We start from the raw sequence: 19,196 nt of genomic DNA on the forward strand, positions 1-19,196 counted from the left end.
GGGTGGCCCGTCGAACCGGCTGCGGGGGAGGGCGACTTCAGCAGGCGTCGACCCAGTCGTGCGACGAGACGTTGTCATTCACGAGCTGGCCCTTGCCCGCACCCTGGCTGAAGAACCGCAGGCCGGAGAGGCCGAGGTCGGGGAGGGAGTGGCCCTGGTGGAGGCAGACCCAGGAGCCGGTCCAGTTCAGGCCGTAGAAGAGCCGGACGTCCTCGCCGCGGCCCGGGAATCCGTTGTTCCAGACATCCGAGACCTTGTTGCGGCAGCCGGCCCAGTTGGCGTTGTTCGAGTTCCACCTGCAGTGGAACCCGCCCGCGTGGGGGTGCTCCCAGGCGTACAGGAAGCCGTCCGGGGCGGGTACGGCGGCCGGGGAGACGGCGGCCGGCGCCGTCACGGACACGGGTGCGGCCGTGGCGGGTTCGGTGGTGCGGGCGTCGGCCCCCGGGGCGGTCAGCAGGGTGAGGGCTCCGACGGTGAGTGCCGTCACGAGGGCGCGAGTGGTTCGCATGGTGTGTCTCCGTTCTCGGGTGGTGGCCGTGCCGCCGTGTGCGGCGCGGCCGCTGGGCCGCCGGGTGCCATGAGGCCCGCGGCGGAGTCGAGGGGCCGGGCGGAGGCCCGGTGGTTGTGGTCGTTCGGGGGTGGGCGGAGGCCCGGTGGGCGTGGTCGTTCGCGGCCGGGCGCGTGCGCCGGTGGTTGTGGTCGTTCGGGGACGGGCGAGGCCCGGTGGTTCGGGGACGGGGCGCGTGTGCCGGTCGGTCAGCGCTGCGGGCTGTCGCCGAGGGCCTGGCGGGCACGAGGCAGCGCGGCGGCCCTCAGCCGGTCCCGCGCCTCCACGTCCGCGCGGAACTCGCGGGCCAGGAGCCTGCCGTGGTGGTCGTCGAGATTCCGGGCCGTGCGGGCCAGCCCCGACTCATCGGCGCACCGAACCTCGGCCAGGGCGAGCTCGACCTCGCGGTCCTTGCCGAGGGGGCGTACGGCGGAGAGCGCCGAGGCACGGGCGGCGGCCGGAGCGACGAACTCGTATCCGGCGCGCCCCATGCAGCTCCGCCATTCACCGAGCCGTTCCACGTAACCGGCGTCGGCCGTCACACGACTCCGGCGGATCTGCTGCAGGGCCTCCACACGGGTCGAGGCGCGGAACCAGGCACCGACGTCTCCGTAGAGCCGCTGCTGGGACTCCGCGACACAGCCGCGGTCGCTGCGCCGCACGGTGCCGCCACCCGGGAGGCGCACGGTCAGGCCGTCGGGCGAGGGCCCGTTGGCGGCGACCAGTGCCTTGGCCTTCCGGTCCGCCGACAGGGCGGCGAAGTACGTGCGGTTCGGGTCGCTTCCGGCGCGGGCCGCCCGTTCGCGGTGCAGCTCGGACCCGTAGCCGTGCCGTCGGGCCCAGGCCGTGTCGTCGAGGACGTACGGGAAGGCACGGATTCCTGGATCCTCGTCGAGCGGGAAGACCCGGTACGTGAAACCGTGCCGGCGCATGCAGTCCCGCAGCAGTCGCTGCTCCGCGTCATGGAGGAGGCGGTCGCCTTCGGTGACCACGCCGTTGCCGCCGAGCCGCACCGGTGATGCCCGTTCGCCGGCAGGCCGCTCGCCTGCGGACGGCTCGGCGAGACCGGTCAGCATCGTGGCGACGAGTGCGACCGCGGCGCCGGTGACCGCCACGGTGGTGGCGATGAGAGAGCGGCGGGCATGGCTGTTCCGGGGCATGGGGGATCTCCTGATCTCCTGAGGTGGTCGAGGGAGTGGTACGACGAGACCGACGCCCGGCGGGGCGAGGTGTCGCGGGAAGGGCGCCGACCGGCCGTCGGCGTAGGGAAGAGGTGCGGCGTCCACGTGGCTCCGCCGCGGGGCGCGGGGGAGTACAGGGGTGCCGGACATCCGGTCGAGGCGCTGCCGCCGAGCGGCGCCGCAGCCGGACAACCGAAAGTCTGTGCCGGTCGAGAAGCGGCCCGCAACCGTGTCCCGCGTACTTCGGTGAAGTCGGGATTCCCACCCCGTTGACCTGCGAGGACGCCCCTGTCCCGGGACGCGGGTGGAGCCGGGACAGCGGTCGGGGCCGTCAATTCCGGCCGCCGTCTCGCCCCTCCTCGCCGCACGCGCAACGCGGCGGCGGCCGTGTCGTTCTCGTGGTGTGCCCCGGGTGCCCAGGACGTGGGGTGCGTCGCGCCGATGACGTCGTCCGCGAGCGCGGTACGACCGGAGCCGAGGGAGCGGACGCGTGTACGACCGGAACGGGCGGGGAAGCGGACTTCACCGCCGAGCACATGACCTGATCGACCGGGTACGGGCCGCGCCCCGCCGTGGGTACGCCGAGCCCCGGAGCTCCGCGGCGCCGAACGGGGGGTCCGCCGCGCCTCACCGGGGGTTCGTGACATCCGGCTTGGCGGTCGTGTCGTTGGGCCGGGGGTTCGTGTCGTCCGGCGGGGGGCTCGTGACGTCCGGCCGGGGGTTTGTAACGTCCGGTCGGGTGGTCGTGTCGTCCGGCCGGGGGTTCGTGTCGTCCCGGGCGGCGGTCGTATCGTCCGGTCGGGCGTTCGTCGCGGCCGTGGCGTTGGGAGCGGCCGCCTGCCTCGCCGCGATTCCCGCAGGCGCCGCGACCCCTGCCTCGCCGACCAATGCGCCGACCATCCCCGCGTCGCCGGCCACCCCCGTCCTCGACCAGGACTTCCCCGATCCGGACGTCGTGAAGGTCGGCGGCGTCTACCACGCCTACGCCACCAACGCCCACGGCAGGAACATCCGGCACGCCACCTCCACCGACCTCGTCCACTGGACGGTCGACGCGACGGACGTGCTGCCCCAGGTCGGCGCGTGGGTCACGCTCGATCCCCCGGGCCGCGTCTGGGCGCCGGAAGTCTTCGACAACGGCGACGGGTTCACGCTCCAGTACACGGCCCGGGACCGTGCGGGCGGTCGCCAGTGCATCGGCGCCGCCGTGGCCTCCTCGCCCGACGGACCGTTCCGTCCGGCCGGCGACGGCCCTCTGGTCTGCACACCCGAGCAGGGCGGATCGATCGACGCGTCGAGCTACACCGAGAACGGCGCCCGTCATCTGCTGTGGAAGAGCGACGGGAACTGCTGCGAGCAGGACACGTGGCTCCACATCCAGTCCGTCTCGTGGGACGGCACCCGCGTCACCGGGGATCCGGTCCGGCTGTTCAAGCAGGACCGCTTCTGGGAGGGCGGCCTCGTCGAAGCGCCCACACTCGTCAAGAGGGACGGCCGTTACGTACTCCTGTACTCGGCCGGCGACTACCGCACCGACGCGTACACCACGGGCTGGGCGACGGCCGACTCCCTCACGGGACCGTACGTGAAGGGGGATCTGCCGCTCATGACCACGACGTCCTTCTCGGGAGCCATGGGCGGGCCGGGCGGTCAGGACGTCGTGACCGGCCCGGACGGCAGGGACCGGATCCTCTTCCACGGCTACGGCGCCGACCGCTCACGACGGGTGCTGTACGTCGCCGACGTGGGATTCGCGGACGGCCGGCCGGTCGTGCGCGGCAGCAAGGTGCTCCACGAGGCGGAGCTCGCCCGTGTGCACCGGGCGACCGTCCGCGACGCGAAGGACGCCTGGGGCGGCCGGGCCGTCGGATACATCGACCACCCCGACAGCTACGTGGAGTTCCGGGTCTTCGCCGCCTCCTCGGGGCCCCACACACTGACCGTGCGGTACGGCAACGGCTCGCTGGACGCCTCGGGCGCACCCGCGGCCGCGACGCACACGCTGACGGTGAACGGCGCGGCCGCCGGCGCCGTCGACTACCCGTACACGGGCTGGGACGAGTGGAAGGTGCGCGAGGTCCCGGTGGAACTGCGCGACGGATGGAACACCGTTCGCCTCTCGAAGGGGGAACGCCACACGGAGCTGGACGCGGTCGAGGTGGCGTAGATCCGCCACCGCAGTACGCCGAGTGGGCCTGGCGTCAGGCCCACTTCTGGCGGGTGGTCCGGTCGCATGCCAGCACCTGGACGCCTCCCGCGCTGTCGTCCAGGCAGCGTCGGGTCGTGGTGTTCCTGACCTCGACCGCCTCGTCGTCCCCCGCGCTGACGGTCCACCGCTGGGACGCGGACGGTCCGCAGGGCACGGTGCGCAGCCCGCCCTGATGGTGGTCCAGACACTCTCCGGTCGCATGGTTCCTGAGCTGCACGCTGCCGTCCGCCGTCGTGCTGACGGTCCAGCGCTGGTACGACATCCCGTTGCAGGGGTAGGACCGGGTGCCCATGTCGAGGCTGTCGTCGAGGCAGGCCCCGGTCGCGCGGCTCACGAAGATCCGGTGGACGTCCGACGCGGCGGAGGAGGCGGACGCGCCGTGCGCGGACGGTGGAGCGTCGTCGTCGCCGGGTGTGGGGGCCTGCGACTGTACGAGTGCGGTGCCGACGGCTCCGAGCAGCAGGCCGAGCAGGGTGCCGGCCAGGGCCCAGATCGTGCGCCCACGCCAGGCGGGGAGGCGGCGCCGCAGGGCCTTGGACCGGGCACCGTTCGGCGCGCCGTCGCCGGTACCGGGCGCGTTCGCTTCCTTCGGGTTGGTGACCTGTACCGGTCTGCGCTGGCTCCGGTCGGCGGCCTCCCAGAGCGACCGGTAGTCCGCCGGGTCGCCGCCGAGGGCCTTGCACAGGTCGCGGACCGTCGCCCATGGAGGGACGGTGGTGCCGCGAAAGTACCGGGACAGTGACGAGTCACTGATGCGGACAGTCGTCTCGAGGGAGCGCAGAGTGCATCCGGAGCGCCGCTGCAGCTCGCGCAGCGCCCTGCCCAACGCGCGGGCCGGATCCTCGTTCTCAGGCCGGTCGGCAGCCACGATGGCGCCCTTCTTCTCCGGGCCGCACACGATGATGCGGTCAACCGGCCCCGCGGGAGGGGCACATGGTGTCACAGCAGGTCAGAACACATCAGAACCCTAGAGTGCGGCGGATCTTGGCGGCAAACGGACACACTCTCCCGAGGGGCGCCGAGGCCGCCGGTTGACGCGGGGCGACGGGTGGCCCGCCGAATCCACGACGGGCCGCGAAGGGAAGGCCCACGAAGGCCCACGACGAGCCACGAAGGCCAATGAAGGCCCACGACCAGGGCCACGAAGGCCCACGACAGCCAACGACGGGCCACGACTGGGCCACGAAGGCCCACGACCGTGAAGGTCCACGGAGCAGCACGGAGCTTCGCGGTGTCCGCGGCTCCGTCCCGTGCGAACCGGCCTGTCCGGGGCGGTCGTTCCTAGGAATCGCTCGGCGAAGGGGTCAGCACGACGAAGTCCGCGCCGGCCGGGTCGACGCAGACGGCCAGCCGCCCGACGCCCTCCGCGTCATCCGGCCCCATCTGGACGGTGCCGCCGTTCTCGGTGACCCTGGCGACGGCGGCGTCGCAGTCCGTGACGTTGAAGACCGGGTGCCAGTACGGCCGTCCGTCGGCAAGCGCGAGGTTCTCGGCGGGCATCTCCATGAGGCCGCCGTGCATCCGCTCCTCGGGCAGTCCGGCGGGGGTGATGAGGCTGTACGTCCCTCCGCCGCCCGGCAGTTCCATGTCACCGAACTGCCAGCCGAAGACACCGCCGTAGAACTCCTTGGCGGCCGCGGCGTCGGTCGTGTAGAGCTCGGTCCAGGACAGTGAGCCCGGCTCGTCCATGAGCTCGGCTCCCGTGTTCGATCCCGGCTGCCAGACGGCGAACTGGCCTCCCAGCGGATCGTTGTACTGCGCCATCCGACCCCACTCGTCGAGGTCCCTCGGCGCCACCCGCACCGTGCCGCCGGCCTGCTCGACGGCCTGCGTCGTGGCATCCGCGTCGGCGACGTCGTAGTAGATCATCCAAGCCGAGCGGGCGCCCTTCTCGGTGAGCTTGCCGAGCCCGGCGACGATCTTGCCGTCCTTCCGGAACATCCCGCCCTCCATGTCCTCCCCTTCCCCCATGGACTCGTAGTCCCACCCCAGTACGGCGCCGTAGAAGGCGGCGGCGGCCGGGACGTCGGGGGCGCCGAGGTCGATCCAGCAGGGGGAGCCGGGAACGAAGTCGGTAGTGATCATGGAAATGTCCTTTCGTAGCCCATTTGACCTCAGCCTGGCACGGGCCGCGCCCCCGCGCCGCTCGACCGCAACCGGCTCCCCGAGGAGCCCTCCGGACGGCCGAAGCGCAGGCGGTGCGCGGCGGTGCGCGGCGCGCGCTGGGGCGGCGCGGAGGTGGGGCGGTGCGCGGCGGTCTGGGGGTGGGGCGGTGCGCACCGCGGCGGTGCGGAGTTGAGGCGGTGCGCGGTGGGGCGGTGTGGGGTTGGAGCGGGGCGCCGTGGGGCGGGTGGTGTCGTGGCAGCGCGGAGGGTGGTGACGCGGCTGTGCGGCGCGATCGCGGTCGGCGTGCGCCGATGCTCCGCACGGTCAGAGCTTCGCGAGCCTTCGGCGGGCCGCTGCCAGGGAGCGGCCGCGACGCAGTGGCTCCTGCCAGGGGTCGTCCTCGTCGAGCCGCTCCCCGATGGTGGACAGGGTCCACCGCCGCGACGTGAGCTGCGGATCGTCCAGTTCGATCCGGCTGATGGGGGTGGCGACCGGTGCGCCGGGCAGGGCTCGGACCGTGTAGGGGACGACGGAGGTCTGGCCGTAGGCGTTGCGCTGGACGTCCAGGTAGAGGCGGCCCTTGCGGGACTGTTTGCGGGCCGCGGTGGTGAGCCGGTCGGGGTGCCGTTCGGCGAGGACCTCGGCGGTGTCCCGGGCGAACGCGCGGACGTCGTCGAAGCCGGCGCGGCGGTCGAGCGCGACCACCACGTGCAGGCCCCGGGAGCCGGTGGTCATCAGGGCCGAGGGCAGTTCCAGCTCGTCCAGGAGCCCGTACACGAGCACGGCCGCCTCCCTGACCTGCTGGAAGTCGTCGCCGGACGGGTCGAGGTCGAAGACCAGCCGGTCGGGGTGGTCCGGCCGGTCCGCCCTGGAGAGCCACCGGTGCGGGGTGACGCATGCCTGGTCGACGAAGTAGAGCAGCGTGGCCACGTCGTCGCAGACCGGGTAGGCGACGGTGCCGCCCTCCTTCGGCAGCTCGGCGCGGCGGATCCAGTCCGGGAAGTGCTCCGGGGTGTCCTTCTGCATGAAGCGGCCGTCGGCGATGCCTTTCGGGTGCCGTTCGAGCATCAGCGGACGGCCCCGCAGCTGCGGCAGCATGCGTCTCGCGACGGCGCGGTAGTACTCCGCGAGGTCCGCCTTGGTGATGCCGTCGTCGGGGAACATCTCCTTGTCGGCCCGTTTGATCTCGACGGTCCGGCCGCTCGCCCTGAGGGTCTTCGTGGTCGTCATCGCGTCCTCCGGGCGCGGGGGCCCGCCGGCCCGCCGTCGTCGGTCACCGCGCCGCGGCTTCCGCCGCGACCTGGCGCAAGGTGTGGCCGGTACGGGCCGACCGTGCGCGCCGAGGGTCCGGGGCGCCGTGCGAGGAGGCGCGCCGGTCCGCCTGCTTGACCAGGAGCCAGGCTTCCCGGTCGCCCTCGCGGTCCTCGCGGATCCGGGTGAGAGCGTAATCACCGTGCAGCTTGCGCCCGTTCAGGTGGAACGAGGCGTGTCCCTGTACGAGGGCCTGGCCGAGGGGGATGTCCCGGCCGTCGCGCCCGGTGGTCAGATTGCGGTACGTGCCCTCGTCCCAGACGATCACCGTGCCCGCGCCGTACTCGCCTTCGGGGATGACGCCCTCGAAGGTCCGGTACTCCAGGGGATGGTCCTCGGTCGGAGAGGCCAGACGCTTGTCGCGCGGCCTGCCCGAGGGACCTTTGGGCACCGCCCAGGACTTCAGTACTCCGTCCGCCTCCAGCCGGAAGTCGAAGTGCATGCTGCGAGCGTCGTGGATCTGGACCACGAAAGCGGGATCGCCGTCGGACGGCTCGGGGTGGATGCCGCCCTCGGGCTCGGAGGTCGTGGAGAACGCGCGTCGGCTCCGGTAGAGCGCCAGCGCGTCCTGCGCCGTCGCGGGCATCGCCAGGCCCTTCATGGCGACAGGCGGTGGCGCAGCCGGCCGTGCCGCGTCTCCGTACCGCTGTCCGGTGCGTCGCTCTCGGGGCCGGTGGCCCGCTCCCGTATTCCGGTTCGGTCGTCGTCGGCCAGGGCCTCGGTGCGCGTCTCGTGCGGTGTCGCTGCCGGCCCGTGGGAGGCCGCGTGGCGCGGGGCCGCGGCGCTCCGCCGCCGGCGGCGGGCCGAGCCGCCGAGGATCAGGGCCAGGGCGATGCAGAAGACGAGGGTCATGCCGATGCCGGCGAGGAAGGCGCCCAGTGTGTTCACGGTGGCCACGGTGGTGTCGAACATCGTCACGGTGTAGTCGGGGCCACCGGAACGGTTCTCGGCGACGACGAGCCCGGTGAAGGCCCCGGCGGCGGCGAGCAGAAGGATTCCGATCAGAAGCATGACGATTCCTTTCGTGGCCCTAAGCGCCTGCCCGGCCACCGCACGGCTAACCCCAGTGGCCCGGGTGGGCTCCCCGGACGGCCGCGGCGGTGCATGGGAGCCCGCTTCCACGTCATCGCCGATCACTGCCACGGCGGAATGGGCCGCGCCTTTCTGAGGTTTCACCGGACCGGCGGCTGGTGGCGTTCGAATTGATCGACGATCAACGCGCCGACCTCGCTGGGGTGCCCCGCTCCATGCACAGCGGGACCACCACCGGGGATCCGCGAGAGGGCAGCGCCGCCCGAACAGGCATCGTGGGGCGGCAGGACGACCGACCGGACCCCGTACACCCGACCTGAGCCCTGAACCGAGGAGTAGAACACCGTCGGTGGGCCACGCATCTGGGCGGTGTACGCCTGGAGCGAATGTGGCGACCAGCAACGGCACTTCGGGGCCACAGCCAAAGCGCCGGCGGAGGGTCAACGCTGGTCATCGTCCGAGCTGCTCCACACGGCTCAGGGCCGACGCGTGTTCGCGTGTCTTGGCGGTGTGGCGGCGTACCGTTCCGCTGGCCTGCGGGTGCCATGGTGAAGGTGACTGGAACCATTGGCAGCGAGCGGATCCGGCGGATCAGGGATCGGCGGGCCGCAAAGAGGCGTCGGCGGCAGCGGAGCCACGGGACCGATCCGAGCGGTTCCGTACACCGCAGTCGGCTGGAGTGGTTCGGCCTTGCCGCGGTGAGCTTGCCGGGGCTCGCTGCTGTCGCGGCGCTGCTCTTCACCTGGGTGCAAGTCGGGCAGGCCGGCAAAGAGCTACGGATCAGCGAGCAGGGGCAGATCACCAACCGGTTCAACGCGGCGATCGCCAATCTGGGTTCGGAATCCATGGACGTTCGCCTGGGAGGCATTTACGCCCTGCAGCGCATCATGCAGGACTCCGACCGTGACCACCTCCCGATTGTCTCCGTCCTGGCTGCCTATGTGCGCCGGCATGCGCCTCTTCCCGGCGGGGGCGCCGAGGCGGAAGAGACTGCACCGACAGAGCGCGTGCTGCCGGCCGATGTTCAAGCATCGATGACCGTGCTGGCGGACCGTCCTCCTGGCCGCGACCTGGGGCTGACGATCGACCTGCAACGCACCGATCTACGCGGGCTGAGATTTAGGATTGCGAAGGGGTACCGGCTTGCCTTCAGGGGAGCGGCCCTCTCGAACGCGGATCTCCGCGGAGCGGCCATGGCCAACTCGGATCTCCGGGATTCCCTTCTCGACAACGCGGACCTCCGCGAGGCACAGCTGTTCTACGCGGATCTCACCGGCGCGTACCTGCACTCGGCGGATCTCACCGGCGCGCTGCTCTGCGTGGATATCACCGCCACCGGCGTGACCGACAAGAGCCAGCGCCAGTGCGCGGACCTGAAGCAGACGACACTGGAGGACGCGAAACTGCCCGGTGCCGACTTGCCCGGGGTCAATCTGGCCCATGCCAACCTGACCGGTGCCGACCTGACGGGTGCCGACCTGACGGGTGCCGACCTGACGGGGGCGGACCTGACCGGCGCGAAGCTGACGGGGGCGAAGCTCAGCGGAGCAAAGTTGCGTGAGACTCGCGGGCTGCCGGCGGCACAGCCCTGAGAAAGGCGCTGGCCGTCCTCGGTGACGTGCCGGTCGCGCTGGGCGGCTTACTCCGTGAGGTGCGGTTCCTGCGTCGGGCCGGGGGCGCCGAGAGGGCGGACCTCGGGCTCGTGACCGCAGGCCCGGAGGAAGGTGAGTAGGCCTTCCGGGGAGACCGCGGTCGTCGCGTCGTTGCGCAGTGGATGGAGAAGCAGGAGCTTGTGCTCGGTCAGCCGGGCGTCCACGACCACCCGGATCGTCCCAGGGGCGGCGTCCATCAGGGCGAACGGGGACACCGCTCCCGGTGTCACGCCGAGGACGTCCGCGAGGGCCTCGGGGCGGGCGAAGGAGAGCCCGCGCACGCCCCACTCGGTGGCCAGAGCCTTGAGGTCGACGGGGGTGTCCTCGTCCGCCACGAGTAGGAAGAACCGTTTCCGGCGGTCCCGAAGGAAGAGGTTCTTCGTACCCGCGCCACCGAGCCGTGTCCCCACGCTCCGCGCCTGCTCGACGGTGAACACGGGAGCGTGCCGCTCGCTCGTCCAGGCAATACCCAGTTCGTCCAACCGCGCCGTAAGCGCGGCTTCGGCCTGGTCCGGGTCGCGCATCGTCATCCCGCCATCTTCGTTCACAGCGGACGCCGACCTCGACGGCCGTCCCGACCTGTTGGTGACCAACGCCGGCGACACCATTCCTGCTGGCCTGGGGCGTCGGCACCCTGGCCGCGAACATCACCGCAGGACGCCTGGTGACAGGATCCGAGGGTGCTGATCAAGGGATATGAAGACGGCCCGGTGGTGGCGGGCGAGTCACTGCTGGACCGCCTGGGCTTCTGGTCGAACTACCTTCCGGCGATGTGCAGTGACGGGGCGTGTGCCGAGCGGCCGGCTCCGGAGTGGTTCGGCGATGACGGCGCCGATGCCGATGCCGATGCCATGTCCGAGGTCCTCTTCGATCCCGAACACTGGCCGGCGTTCCGGGTGCCGGCCGAAGACGGTCCCGGAGTTGTGGTGATCTACCGCAACCTGGTCGACGACTACGGCACCGACTACCTCCTCACCCATCCGGACAGGAGTCACGCCCAGCGGATCGCCAGCCGGGAGGGAGATTTCTCGGGGACCGGCCTGACATGGCACGAACTGGTCCGCATCGCCGACAACCCTTCCGCCGCGGCCGAAGGCGTCCAGGACACAGCCGCCCGGCTGCTGCTGCTCCTTCCCCTCCTTACGGACCCGGACCTGCCAGAGGCAGCCCCGACAAGGCTCACCGCCGCCCTGACTGCGGCCGGCGCGCCGCAAGAGACGGCCTCCACCACAGCGGAGCATCTGCTCGCCCACCTGGAGAGAAGGTCCCGGCATGATCCCACGTGGGAGTCTCCTCTGAGCGGCGGGAAAACGGCGGGCCGACCCTCAGGGCAACCCATGGAATGACCTTGGTATGTCCGGTGTGATGACGGTGCCGGACTCTTCCCGAATAGCCCCGTTCACCGGGCTGAGCCCGCCGCGCCAGTTAGGCAAGCTGGCGACCTTGCTACGGCGTGAGTGTGCGGACGTCCTCTGCAAGGGCCGACCGTCTCCGGCGCTGCTCGTCGCGGCGTACCGACACCCCACTCGTCGTCGTGATCAGCCCTACGCCATGCGCAACCTCGCCCTTGCCGGGTAGGCAAGCGGCCCGCACCATGCGTATCCGCGTCCGAGGCGACTCGCAGCCAGTTGCGGGACAGCCCTTACGAGCTCGTGCATGGTCAGCCGTCGAGGAGGAAGGCCACCGCCATCACGGCGTGGAGGACGATCATGGCGCCGCAGCAGAAGACCAGGACGGCACCCGCGTAGGTGTTCACCAGGTGCGTGAACGGCGAGGCCGGCACCAGCACGTCCGCCGGGTCGTTCGGGGGGTGGGCCACGGTGATCGTGGGGCCGGCCTCGCCGTGCAGGAAGCCGTGGTACGTCCCGGTCGCGTCCGGGTAGATGTACGCCCCGCGGGACATCGTTGCCGGGGTGGCCGGCACCATGACGCCGTGCCGGTACAGCCAGCGTTCCCGCCGCGCGCGGATCACTCCGTACAGGCCCGGCCACAGGCCGAGCCAGGCGATACCGCCGATCGGGACCGTGAGGAGCACCAGGTCCCACCTGCCCAGCGAGCCGGCCACCACGCAGATGACGACGAGCGCCAGCAGGTGCCACAGCGTGCCCCGCAGGATCCGGCGGTGGAACCTCGTCCGCCAGGTGGGGGCGAGCGAGCGGACCACGGCGAACGGGGCTCCGTCGACGTCGTCGCTGTCCGTCCGGTTCGCCAGGATCGCGTTGACGCCGTCGGCGAAGGCGGTGGCCGCCGCCTCGTCCACGTCGTCGATGCGGTGGACGCGCGGCGTCGCCCCGGTCTTCGCCCGCAGTTCGATCAGGACCGAGCGGCCCTCGGCGCGTATCCGGCCCAGCCCGTCGGGGGTGAAGGTGACCTGTTCGCGCGGGAGGTCGAGGACCAGTCCGATGTCCTCGGCGGACAGGACGGTACCGTCCCGGCCTCGGAGTACCGGGAGGGAGGAAATCGAGGTCGACATGGGCATGATCGTAGAGCGGGGTGCCGTCCCGGTCAGCCCCTTCGATCCCCGCCCGTCCGGCCCTTCCGGGGGAGGAGGGCGGCGAGGGCCGTCGCGATGCCCGGCCGGCGGGTCCGGCGCGGCTCCGGGGCGCGGGGCGCGCGGGTCGTGACGAGTGCCGCGCCGTCGGGCGCCGGGGTGTCGGGGAGGGCGGCGGTGACGGCCTCGGCGAAGGCGAGCGCCCCGCTCTCGTCGACATCGGCGGCCCGGTAGATCGTCGGCTCGTCGGCACCGGACGCCGTCAGCACGATCGCGACGGACCGCCCCTCGGCGTGGACGAATGAGATCGCCGCCAGCGGGATGTGGTGTTCCTTGTCGGGGCGGCGCAGGGCCACCGGCCCGCCCGCGAAGCGGAGAACCGATTCGCCACCGCGCAGGACCAGAGAGGGGGTGGCCGTCATCGTCCGCATTCCTCCGCCGCCGTCGGTCGGTCCCGGGGCGCCGACGGGCGACAAGGCGACGCTCCCGCGCCGATCGTAGGGGCACCGGCCCACCCCGCGCCATGTCCGGGCCCGGCGCGGCGGGCCCCGGCGGGACCGTTTCGCGCGCCCCGCCGTGCGCCGGAGCGAGAACCGCGGCCCCGGGAACAGTTCCTTGACGGCCCCGGCGCGGCAGGGCTGATGCGTTCTCAGCAGGTGATCTTCAGGAGTGCGGTGGCGTAGTCGGGCGTGACCGGTAGTGGTCGGCTGCGGCGGCGATGTTGGTCCAGCCGGCCTGGCGCATCAGGCCGATGGCGAGGTTGCGCAGGGTGGCCATGGCACGGGGTGCGCTGCCGGTGCGGACCTTGGAAGCGTCCTCGGTGAATGTCACGTCTCTCACGTGGTGCAGGGCCTCCACGGACCAGTGGCCCCGAATGAGTTCGGCTAGGCGGGCGGGTTCGGCTTGGTCGGGGGCGAGGCTGGTGACGGCGTAGACCGTCTTCGTCTGCGCCTTGCCGGTCTTGGTGTTGACGCGGCGTCGCTTGATCTCGATGGCTTGGACGGCGTGCGGGAACAACAGCCCGGCTTCGACGGTGCACACCTTCAGCCGCCGGACTTCGCGATGTCCATGCCCGGCGGTGCGGGTACGGTCCAGCAGCGGCATCTGCCGCCAGGGCAGGCGGCGCAGTTGCCGCCGCAGCTTCTTCTGGTTGCCCTTGCGACTGGGAGGTAGTGCCCGCCCCCGGCGACGATCTTCTTCGCGGTCTTGCGCTTGGTGTGCATCGCGTCGGCGGTGACGACCACGCCGCGCAGGTCGAAGCGGGCCAGCAGTGCGGCCATGGCAGGGATCTCGTTGCTCTTGGCCGCCACTTGGCGCTGGGCGATAACGGGCTGGCTGCCGTGCGGGCAGCGGCCAGGAGGTGTATCGCCGTCCTGCTCGCGGTGCGCGAGCCGCGCACCGCCTTGCCGTGCACCGACAGTCCGACCACGGCTTCGTCCTCCTCGACGGGATCGGCGGCGTGGCGGGCGAGCCAGGTGCAGACGGCGTCGTCCAGGGCGTCGCCGTCGATGCGGGCCAGCAGTCGCCCGAGCGTGGAGGCGTTGGGCGTGGCGCGGGCGGGGCCGAGTCCGGCACGGACCTCTGGGTCGGCGTCGGCTGCGTACCGGGAGATCTGCGCGAGGGAGCGGGCTCCGCCGAGCACCGCCGTCAGGCACAGCGCAAGCAGCACGCCGATGCGGTAGCGGCGCCCGCGCACCCGGCGGGGATGCGTCGCGTCTCCCGCTTCCACCCCGGCAGACCGTCCAACAGGGTCCCAGAGCCGACGAACCGGCCTGTCTCGCTAGCTGAGAATCCATCAGCCCTGCCTGTTGCCCGCCCACCGCCGACACAGGATCAAGGCCTGCGCCCGCAAGAACCCGTCGAGTAAGTACGCACCGAACGCCGACGCCCCCCAACAGGCCCAGACATACACGGTCAAGGACCACGTCGAGTACCTACGCCGGGGGCTTACAGCACGCCGCAGAACGTGAACGCAGCGGTGTCGGGTCTTAGTTCTTTGGTCCTTTCAGCTTCTTCCAGATCGCCCGGTTGAACATCAGGGCGATCCCGACCGCGATGAGGAGCAGGCCCCAGGGCCGGTTGCCTTCGGGGGTACTGTCGGAGAAGAGGATGGAGGCGCCGCCGAGGACGCCAATGATGAAGCCGAAGACCTGCACGCGCATCTGGCCGGGGGTGGCGTCGACGGCCGCTGCCCGCCACTTCCGCGGCTTCGGTGCCCCCCGTTCTGCGGCCATTTCGGCTGGGGCCTGCTGGGCGGTGGAGACGGGGCGGCGGAAGGTGTGGACGGTGTCGCCCGCGAAGACGCGGATGTCCTTGTGGGTCTCCTGGACGTACCAGCTTCGGCCGGGGACGTGGACGGAGACGTCGTTGGGCCAGGCCGGTAGTGCTCGCAGGCGGGTTGCGGCGTCGCGGGTGTCCTCGCCGTCCTGGACGTCCAAGTGGTCCTGGAGCCCGTCGCGCGCCTGCGCGGCCGTCGCGTAGGTCCGTTTGCTGAACTGGACCCGCCCCTCCTGGACGTGCGCCCAGCCCCAGCAGCCCGTCATCGCCGTACCCCCGCTTGCATAGTTTCCATCGTTGCCCTCCTCGTTCACGCCGCGCCCGACACAAGATCAGACCAGCCGACCAGCCTGAACGTGACGGTCCGTAGGAGTGAGCTGGGTCACGTTGATGCGGAGGCGGGGCTTCATGGTTCCGCGGCTAACTCATGCAGGGCTACTGGTCCGTGGAGGCCCTGCACCACGTGAGAGACGTGACATTCGCCGAGGACGCTTCCAAGGTCCGCACCGGCAGCGCATCCCGCGCCATGGCCACCCTGCGCAACCTCGGCATCAGCCTGATGCGCCAGGCCGGTTGGACCAACATCGCCGCCGCGGCCGACCACTACCGGTCACGCTCCGACTACGCCACCGCACCATCCCTGCCCGGCAGGGCCGTTCGATATCCCCCGGATTTACGGGACTTCACCTACGAGCCCGCGCATGGATGATGGTGCGAGGCTGGAGCTTGATCCCTGAACATGTTCGGGCGGTGGGGAACGGGGCGCCTGCAGCGATCATCAATGACCGGACGATCACAGGGCTGTCGGCCGATGTGATTGCCGAACTCGTGGCCGAGGTGGGTCCGTTATGGCACGAACGACACCGGGCGGGACTGGAATCCGCGAGCACTTGCCCGCCACCACGGCCGCCGCGAGCACACGAGCGACACGATCCAGGCCGTCGCCGGACTGCTCTCACGCCAGCAGACCGCCACCCTCGGGCTTCGCCAGTCACAGTGACCACTGGGCCGAACTGCACCTTTCGACGTGCCACCACCAACCAGGCACCAGCTCGTCAGGGCCTGTTCGCCGCAGGGTGAGGCTGCGCGTGGTTGGCAGCGGATCTGGCGATGTGCCTGCCTGCGGCCTAGTACTCCAGCCGTAGATCGCGTTCTTGCTGTTCAGGGCCGGTGCGAAGACAGGTACGGCCGCCGTCAGGGCCCCTCCCCGCGGCAAAGATCTCAGGCCGACGACACCAGCTCCTCCAGCTTGTTGAGACTCTGAGTCCAGCCCTCCTCGTGAAGAGCTTGGCGCCCCTCAGTGGCGAAGTCACCCTGGCTGATGACCAACTCGGCCCGTGTACCGCCGATATCGCGAAGCGACAGCGTCACCACCGTCTCCCGGTCCTCGGGATCGGGATCCTCCCATCGGAAGGTGTAGGACAGGCGTTCCAGAGGATCGACCTCAACGAATTCCCCCACCAGGTAGAACAGATCGCCCTCCGGAGGCTGCATAGCGATCCGATACCTACCGCCTGGCCGAAGGTCGCTTTCCACACTTGGGATGGTGAACCCGTCAGGGCCCCACCACTTGGCCAGTTCCTGCGGTTCGGTCAACGCTCGGAATACGACCGAGCGCGGTGCGCGGAGGACACGCTGCAGATGCAGCCTCAGCCCGCCATCGTGTGTCATCGCGAACCTCCTCCAACCGAAGGCGCCGAGATTGACCACCATGCTTATCGTAAGTATCCCAGCCGTAGAGCGCGATCTAGCTGGCCAGGGGCGGTGTGGGGACAGGTGCGGCCACCGGTGATCATCGCGTGCTGTGTGGACAAATGAAGATCAAGAGCTGGCCGCGGGCCATAGCGTGGACCTGGCTCGCTGGCGGGACATGTTCGATGCCCTTATGGGCCGGATCGCGGGCCGTTTCACGCGGACCGAACCCCGACGCCGGGCACGGTCGCTCGTTGTGGGACTGCTGTCCGGCCTGCCGCGGAAGAACTGCTGGACCATCGCCGAGCATGCCGGGCACGCCACACCGGACGGCCTGCAGCATCTGCTGGCACGGGCCAAGTGGGACGCTGAGGCAGTCCGCGACGACGTCCGCGAATACGTCGTGGAGCACCTCGGCGACACCGACGCCGTTCTGGTCGTCGACGAGACCGGCGATCTGGAAAAGGGCACCCACACGGTCGGCGTGCAGCGCCAGTACACCGGCACCGCGGGCAGGATCGAGAACTCCCAGGTCGCCGTCTACATCGTCTACGCCACTGCCGCCGGACACGCGGCAATCGATCGGGAGTTGTACATCCCGCGCTCCTGGGCCGACGATGCGGACCGACGCCGGCGGCCGGGAAACCCGACGAGGTGGCGTTCGCCACCAAACCGGCCCGGCCACCGCGATGATCACGCCTGCCCTGGACGCCGGCGTCGGTGCGCGCTGGGTAACCGGCGACGAGGTCTACTGACAGGCCCTAGCCCTGCGTCGGATTGGTGTGCAGCTTGTGCTGCTCCCGGCGGTTGGGGTGGCGGATGACGACGCCTGCCATGCCGCCGGACCCCGTGAGCCGGATCAGCGGGGTTCCGGGGAGCCGGGCGGGCGTGGTCTCGTTCTTCAGGCCGCCGGTGCCGGGATCCATGCCGCTGGTGTCCGCGGCCCAGCCGTCGGGGATGACGATCGTGACACCGGACGTCTCCCCGTACGCCTCCACCGTGAGCTCCCCGAGGCGGCACTCGACCCGGGTGAAGTCGACCTTCACACCCCCCACGCCACCGTGAGCGATCACGTGCCCGGGAACCTCCCAGCGCCCAGGTCCTCGGGATGCGCCGTACATGCCGCCCTTGAGTACCAGCGGCGGCTGGTGCTCAGGGGAGTTCGGCCTCGGCAGGTCGGCGGTCAGGACGGCCAACTCGCCGTGAGTCTTGGCCTGTAGCGCCTGCCCCAGGCGTGAGTCCAGCTCGTCGAGATCGATTCGACCCTCGGCTGCCGCGTCGCGCAACCGCTCCACCACTGCTTCCCGATCGTCGTGAGAGGCGCGGAGCTCTCCCGATCGAGCAGGGCGCGGAGAGGGCTCCGGAGGCTGGGCAGTCATGGCCGCAACGATAGGCCGCCGGGGGGTCGAGCGGGCTGGGACCGCACATCTCGATCACGTCCCAGGCAGCCGACCATGCCCCACCGCGCCACGTCCTCCTGGGCCGATCCGCTCAGCGGGGGACGAGCTGGAGGGTGGCCGCGCGGGACTGCGGGGTCAGGACCGTGTCGACGATGCCCGTGTAGCGGCCGTACTTCTCCCGGTAGGCCGCGTCGACGCGGTCGTACACGGCCGGGTCGGCGTCCTCGAACGTCACGTCCTTGGTGATGCCGCCCGCGCGGACGCGTCCCTGGTGACGGGTCTGGGCGCCGCGGAACCACGGGCCTTCGCGGCCCTTCACCGACCGTACGAAGACATCGTCGCCGTCCCGCACCATCCACATGGTGACGGGGTCGCGCAGCGTTCCGTCGCCGCGCTCCGATTCGAGGTCGATCTCCTCGGTCGCCCCGATGCGGTCGAGTTCGGCATCGGTCCACTCCGTCATGGCGGTCTCCCGGGTGTCGGTGTCGTCGTCCTGTTCCGTGATCGCCACTCTGCCCGCGCGGCCGTGGAGGCGCTCGTCGGGGGACCGCGGGTGAACCGGCCGCGCCCAGGATCGTCCGCTGGCGCGCCGTGCCAGCGGGATGCCAGCGGGAGGCGTGCCGAACGGTGAGCGGGGGTCGCTGGAATGGTCCCGCACCGGTGCCCACGAGGTCGCCGGTCATGGCGATCCGCGCCCTCACCCATCGGGAGGCACCATGAACAACGACCTGAGCACCCTCGCGGACGAGATCCTCAAGCTCGAGGCCGAGACCTTCGAGATCTCCGACTACTCGGACGCCAGCGAGGTCGTGCTGGCCGGTTGCACGAGCACCAGCTCCACCTCGACCTCCAGCTCCACCTGCAGCACCACCTCCTGCTCCGCCTGACCTCGGAGGCGGTGCGATCCCGCCCGGTCGGTGCCCTCTCCCATCGGGAGACGGGCGCCGGGCGGGCGTTTCGCGTGCCCGCGCGACCCGCTTCGGAAGTGCGCCTCGCGGTCTTCGGCCGACGGGGTCGGCGGCGTGCCTCGCGTACCCGCCCGGCGGGGTCGAGAGTGCGCCTCCCGTCTCCGCCCGGTGGGGTCGGCGGCGTGCCTTCCGTCTCCGCCCGGTGGGGTCGGCGGCGTGCCTTCCGTCTCCGCCCGGCTGGGTCGGCAGCGTGCCTCCCGTCTCCGGTCGGCCGGGCCGGCGTGAAGACCGCGACAACGCTCGGGGAACGCCGCGGCATCGCCAACTTGCCTTCAGGGAAAGGCAGTTCGTCGTGCGACCCCGACAGGCCCGTCACCAGTGACGCTGCTG

General features: G+C 71.2%; 21 protein-coding genes and 2 pseudogenes. 6 read left to right on the forward strand and 17 right to left on the reverse strand.

What is annotated here, in order from left to right; translation table 11 throughout:
- Positions 1 to 37: 37 nt before the first annotated feature.
- Both ACFQ7Q_RS26785 and ACFQ7Q_RS26790 read right to left on the reverse strand, forming a co-directional pair.
- The gene (locus ACFQ7Q_RS26785) at positions 38 to 508 is read right to left on the reverse strand and encodes a peptidase inhibitor family I36 protein (protein WP_383559462.1); all 471 of its coding nucleotides are present in this window, start codon (positions 506 to 508) and stop codon (positions 38 to 40) included.
- A gap of 248 nt (positions 509 to 756) precedes the next feature.
- Complete coding sequence (locus tag ACFQ7Q_RS26790; RefSeq protein ID WP_383559464.1) at positions 757 to 1,707, reverse strand: hypothetical protein; 951 nt, start codon at positions 1,705 to 1,707, stop codon at positions 757 to 759.
- An 838-nt stretch (positions 1,708 to 2,545) separates the two neighbouring features.
- Here ACFQ7Q_RS26790 and ACFQ7Q_RS26795 point away from each other — a divergent pair.
- On the forward strand, positions 2,546 to 3,895 hold the full coding sequence (locus tag ACFQ7Q_RS26795) for a family 43 glycosylhydrolase (RefSeq protein WP_383559467.1): 1,350 nt from the start codon (positions 2,546 to 2,548) through the stop codon (positions 3,893 to 3,895).
- Between the two features lie 34 nt (positions 3,896 to 3,929).
- Here the strand turns inward: ACFQ7Q_RS26795 and ACFQ7Q_RS26800 are convergent, their stop codons facing one another.
- The 5 genes from ACFQ7Q_RS26800 to ACFQ7Q_RS26820 form a co-directional block, all read right to left on the reverse strand.
- Complete coding sequence (locus ACFQ7Q_RS26800; RefSeq protein ID WP_383559469.1) at positions 3,930 to 4,805, reverse strand: RICIN domain-containing protein; 876 nt, start codon at positions 4,803 to 4,805, stop codon at positions 3,930 to 3,932.
- A 413-nt stretch (positions 4,806 to 5,218) separates the two neighbouring features.
- Positions 5,219 to 6,022 carry a VOC family protein gene (locus ACFQ7Q_RS26805; RefSeq protein WP_383559470.1) on the reverse strand — a complete coding sequence of 268 codons (804 nt, stop codon included), beginning with the start codon at positions 6,020 to 6,022 and terminating at the stop codon, positions 5,219 to 5,221.
- 345 nt (positions 6,023 to 6,367) lie between these two features.
- Positions 6,368 to 7,273, reverse strand: a complete 906-nt coding sequence (ligD, locus tag ACFQ7Q_RS26810; protein WP_383559471.1) for a non-homologous end-joining DNA ligase — start codon at positions 7,271 to 7,273, stop codon at positions 6,368 to 6,370.
- Positions 7,274 to 7,316: 43 nt separating this feature from the next.
- Entirely contained in the window at positions 7,317 to 7,955 is a 639-nt protein-coding gene (locus ACFQ7Q_RS26815) for a DNA polymerase ligase N-terminal domain-containing protein (RefSeq protein ID WP_383559473.1), read from the reverse strand.
- Complete coding sequence (locus ACFQ7Q_RS26820; protein ID WP_383559474.1) at positions 7,952 to 8,365, reverse strand: hypothetical protein; 414 nt, start codon at positions 8,363 to 8,365, stop codon at positions 7,952 to 7,954. The genes ACFQ7Q_RS26815 and ACFQ7Q_RS26820 overlap by 4 nt, the downstream gene beginning before the upstream one ends.
- 566 nt (positions 8,366 to 8,931) lie before the next feature.
- Between ACFQ7Q_RS26820 and ACFQ7Q_RS26825 the strand changes: the two genes are divergently transcribed.
- Positions 8,932 to 9,978: a pentapeptide repeat-containing protein gene (locus ACFQ7Q_RS26825; protein ID WP_383559476.1), complete on the forward strand. Its 1,047-nt coding sequence runs from the start codon at positions 8,932 to 8,934 to the stop codon at positions 9,976 to 9,978.
- Between the two features lie 47 nt (positions 9,979 to 10,025).
- Here ACFQ7Q_RS26825 and ACFQ7Q_RS26830 read toward each other — a convergent pair whose 3' ends face one another.
- Complete coding sequence (locus tag ACFQ7Q_RS26830; RefSeq protein WP_383559478.1) at positions 10,026 to 10,568, reverse strand: prolyl-tRNA synthetase associated domain-containing protein; 543 nt, start codon at positions 10,566 to 10,568, stop codon at positions 10,026 to 10,028.
- 150 nt (positions 10,569 to 10,718) lie between these two features.
- On the opposite strand from ACFQ7Q_RS26830, the gene ACFQ7Q_RS26835 reads away from it, so the two are divergent.
- A complete protein-coding gene (locus ACFQ7Q_RS26835) occupies positions 10,719 to 11,384 on the forward strand; it encodes a hypothetical protein (RefSeq protein ID WP_383559480.1) in 666 nt (221 codons plus the stop codon).
- 314 nt (positions 11,385 to 11,698) lie between these two features.
- Here the strand turns inward: ACFQ7Q_RS26835 and ACFQ7Q_RS26840 are convergent, their stop codons facing one another.
- From ACFQ7Q_RS26840 to ACFQ7Q_RS26865, 6 genes and pseudogenes are all read right to left on the reverse strand, one after another.
- Entirely contained in the window at positions 11,699 to 12,511 is an 813-nt protein-coding gene (locus ACFQ7Q_RS26840) for a hypothetical protein (protein WP_383559482.1), read from the reverse strand.
- 32 nt (positions 12,512 to 12,543) lie between these two features.
- Positions 12,544 to 12,951, reverse strand: coding sequence for a hypothetical protein (locus tag ACFQ7Q_RS26845; RefSeq protein ID WP_383559484.1), 408 nt, complete (start codon positions 12,949 to 12,951; stop codon positions 12,544 to 12,546).
- A 241-nt stretch (positions 12,952 to 13,192) separates the two neighbouring features.
- Positions 13,193 to 13,633: an ISAs1 family transposase gene (locus tag ACFQ7Q_RS26850; RefSeq protein ID WP_383559486.1), complete on the reverse strand. Its 441-nt coding sequence runs from the start codon at positions 13,631 to 13,633 to the stop codon at positions 13,193 to 13,195.
- On the reverse strand, positions 13,573 to 13,809 hold the full coding sequence (locus tag ACFQ7Q_RS26855; RefSeq protein ID WP_383559487.1) for a hypothetical protein: 237 nt from the start codon (positions 13,807 to 13,809) through the stop codon (positions 13,573 to 13,575). Before ACFQ7Q_RS26855 ends, ACFQ7Q_RS26850 begins: the two co-directional genes overlap by 61 nt.
- Positions 13,810 to 14,057: 248 nt before the next feature.
- A pseudogene (locus tag ACFQ7Q_RS26860) lies at positions 14,058 to 14,258 on the reverse strand (transposase family protein); the annotation flags it as partial.
- 259 nt (positions 14,259 to 14,517) lie between these two features.
- Positions 14,518 to 15,072 carry a hypothetical protein gene (locus ACFQ7Q_RS26865; protein WP_383559489.1) on the reverse strand — a complete coding sequence of 185 codons (555 nt, stop codon included), beginning with the start codon at positions 15,070 to 15,072 and terminating at the stop codon, positions 14,518 to 14,520.
- Positions 15,073 to 15,278: 206 nt separating this feature from the next.
- On the opposite strand from ACFQ7Q_RS26865, the gene ACFQ7Q_RS26870 reads away from it, so the two are divergent.
- Positions 15,279 to 15,515: a hypothetical protein gene (locus ACFQ7Q_RS26870; protein WP_383559491.1), complete on the forward strand. Its 237-nt coding sequence runs from the start codon at positions 15,279 to 15,281 to the stop codon at positions 15,513 to 15,515.
- Positions 15,516 to 16,027: 512 nt separating this feature from the next.
- Here the strand turns inward: ACFQ7Q_RS26870 and ACFQ7Q_RS26875 are convergent.
- Entirely contained in the window at positions 16,028 to 16,519 is a 492-nt protein-coding gene (locus ACFQ7Q_RS26875) for an SRPBCC domain-containing protein (protein ID WP_383290224.1), read from the reverse strand.
- A 172-nt stretch (positions 16,520 to 16,691) separates the two neighbouring features.
- On the opposite strand from ACFQ7Q_RS26875, the pseudogene ACFQ7Q_RS26880 reads away from it, so the two are divergent.
- Positions 16,692 to 17,250 (forward strand): annotated as a pseudogene (locus tag ACFQ7Q_RS26880) (IS701 family transposase); the annotation flags it as partial.
- A 9-nt stretch (positions 17,251 to 17,259) separates the two neighbouring features.
- Here the strand turns inward: ACFQ7Q_RS26880 and ACFQ7Q_RS26885 are convergent.
- Positions 17,260 to 17,877 (reverse strand): DUF1707 domain-containing protein, encoded by a 618-nt coding sequence (locus ACFQ7Q_RS26885; protein ID WP_383559493.1) that lies wholly within the window; start codon positions 17,875 to 17,877, stop codon positions 17,260 to 17,262.
- Positions 17,878 to 17,989: 112 nt separating this feature from the next.
- The gene (locus ACFQ7Q_RS26890; protein ID WP_383559494.1) at positions 17,990 to 18,409 is read right to left on the reverse strand and encodes a DUF2255 family protein; all 420 of its coding nucleotides are present in this window, start codon (positions 18,407 to 18,409) and stop codon (positions 17,990 to 17,992) included.
- Positions 18,410 to 18,614: 205 nt separating this feature from the next.
- Here ACFQ7Q_RS26890 and ACFQ7Q_RS26895 point away from each other — a divergent pair, with 205 nt between their 5' ends.
- Positions 18,615 to 18,785: a thiazolylpeptide-type bacteriocin gene (locus ACFQ7Q_RS26895; RefSeq protein WP_376431800.1), complete on the forward strand. Its 171-nt coding sequence runs from the start codon at positions 18,615 to 18,617 to the stop codon at positions 18,783 to 18,785.
- Positions 18,786 to 19,196 lie beyond the last annotated feature (411 nt).

It is taken from the genome of Streptomyces sp. NPDC056527, assembly GCF_042794475.1.
Lineage (GTDB): Bacteria > Actinomycetota > Actinomycetes > Streptomycetales > Streptomycetaceae > Streptomyces.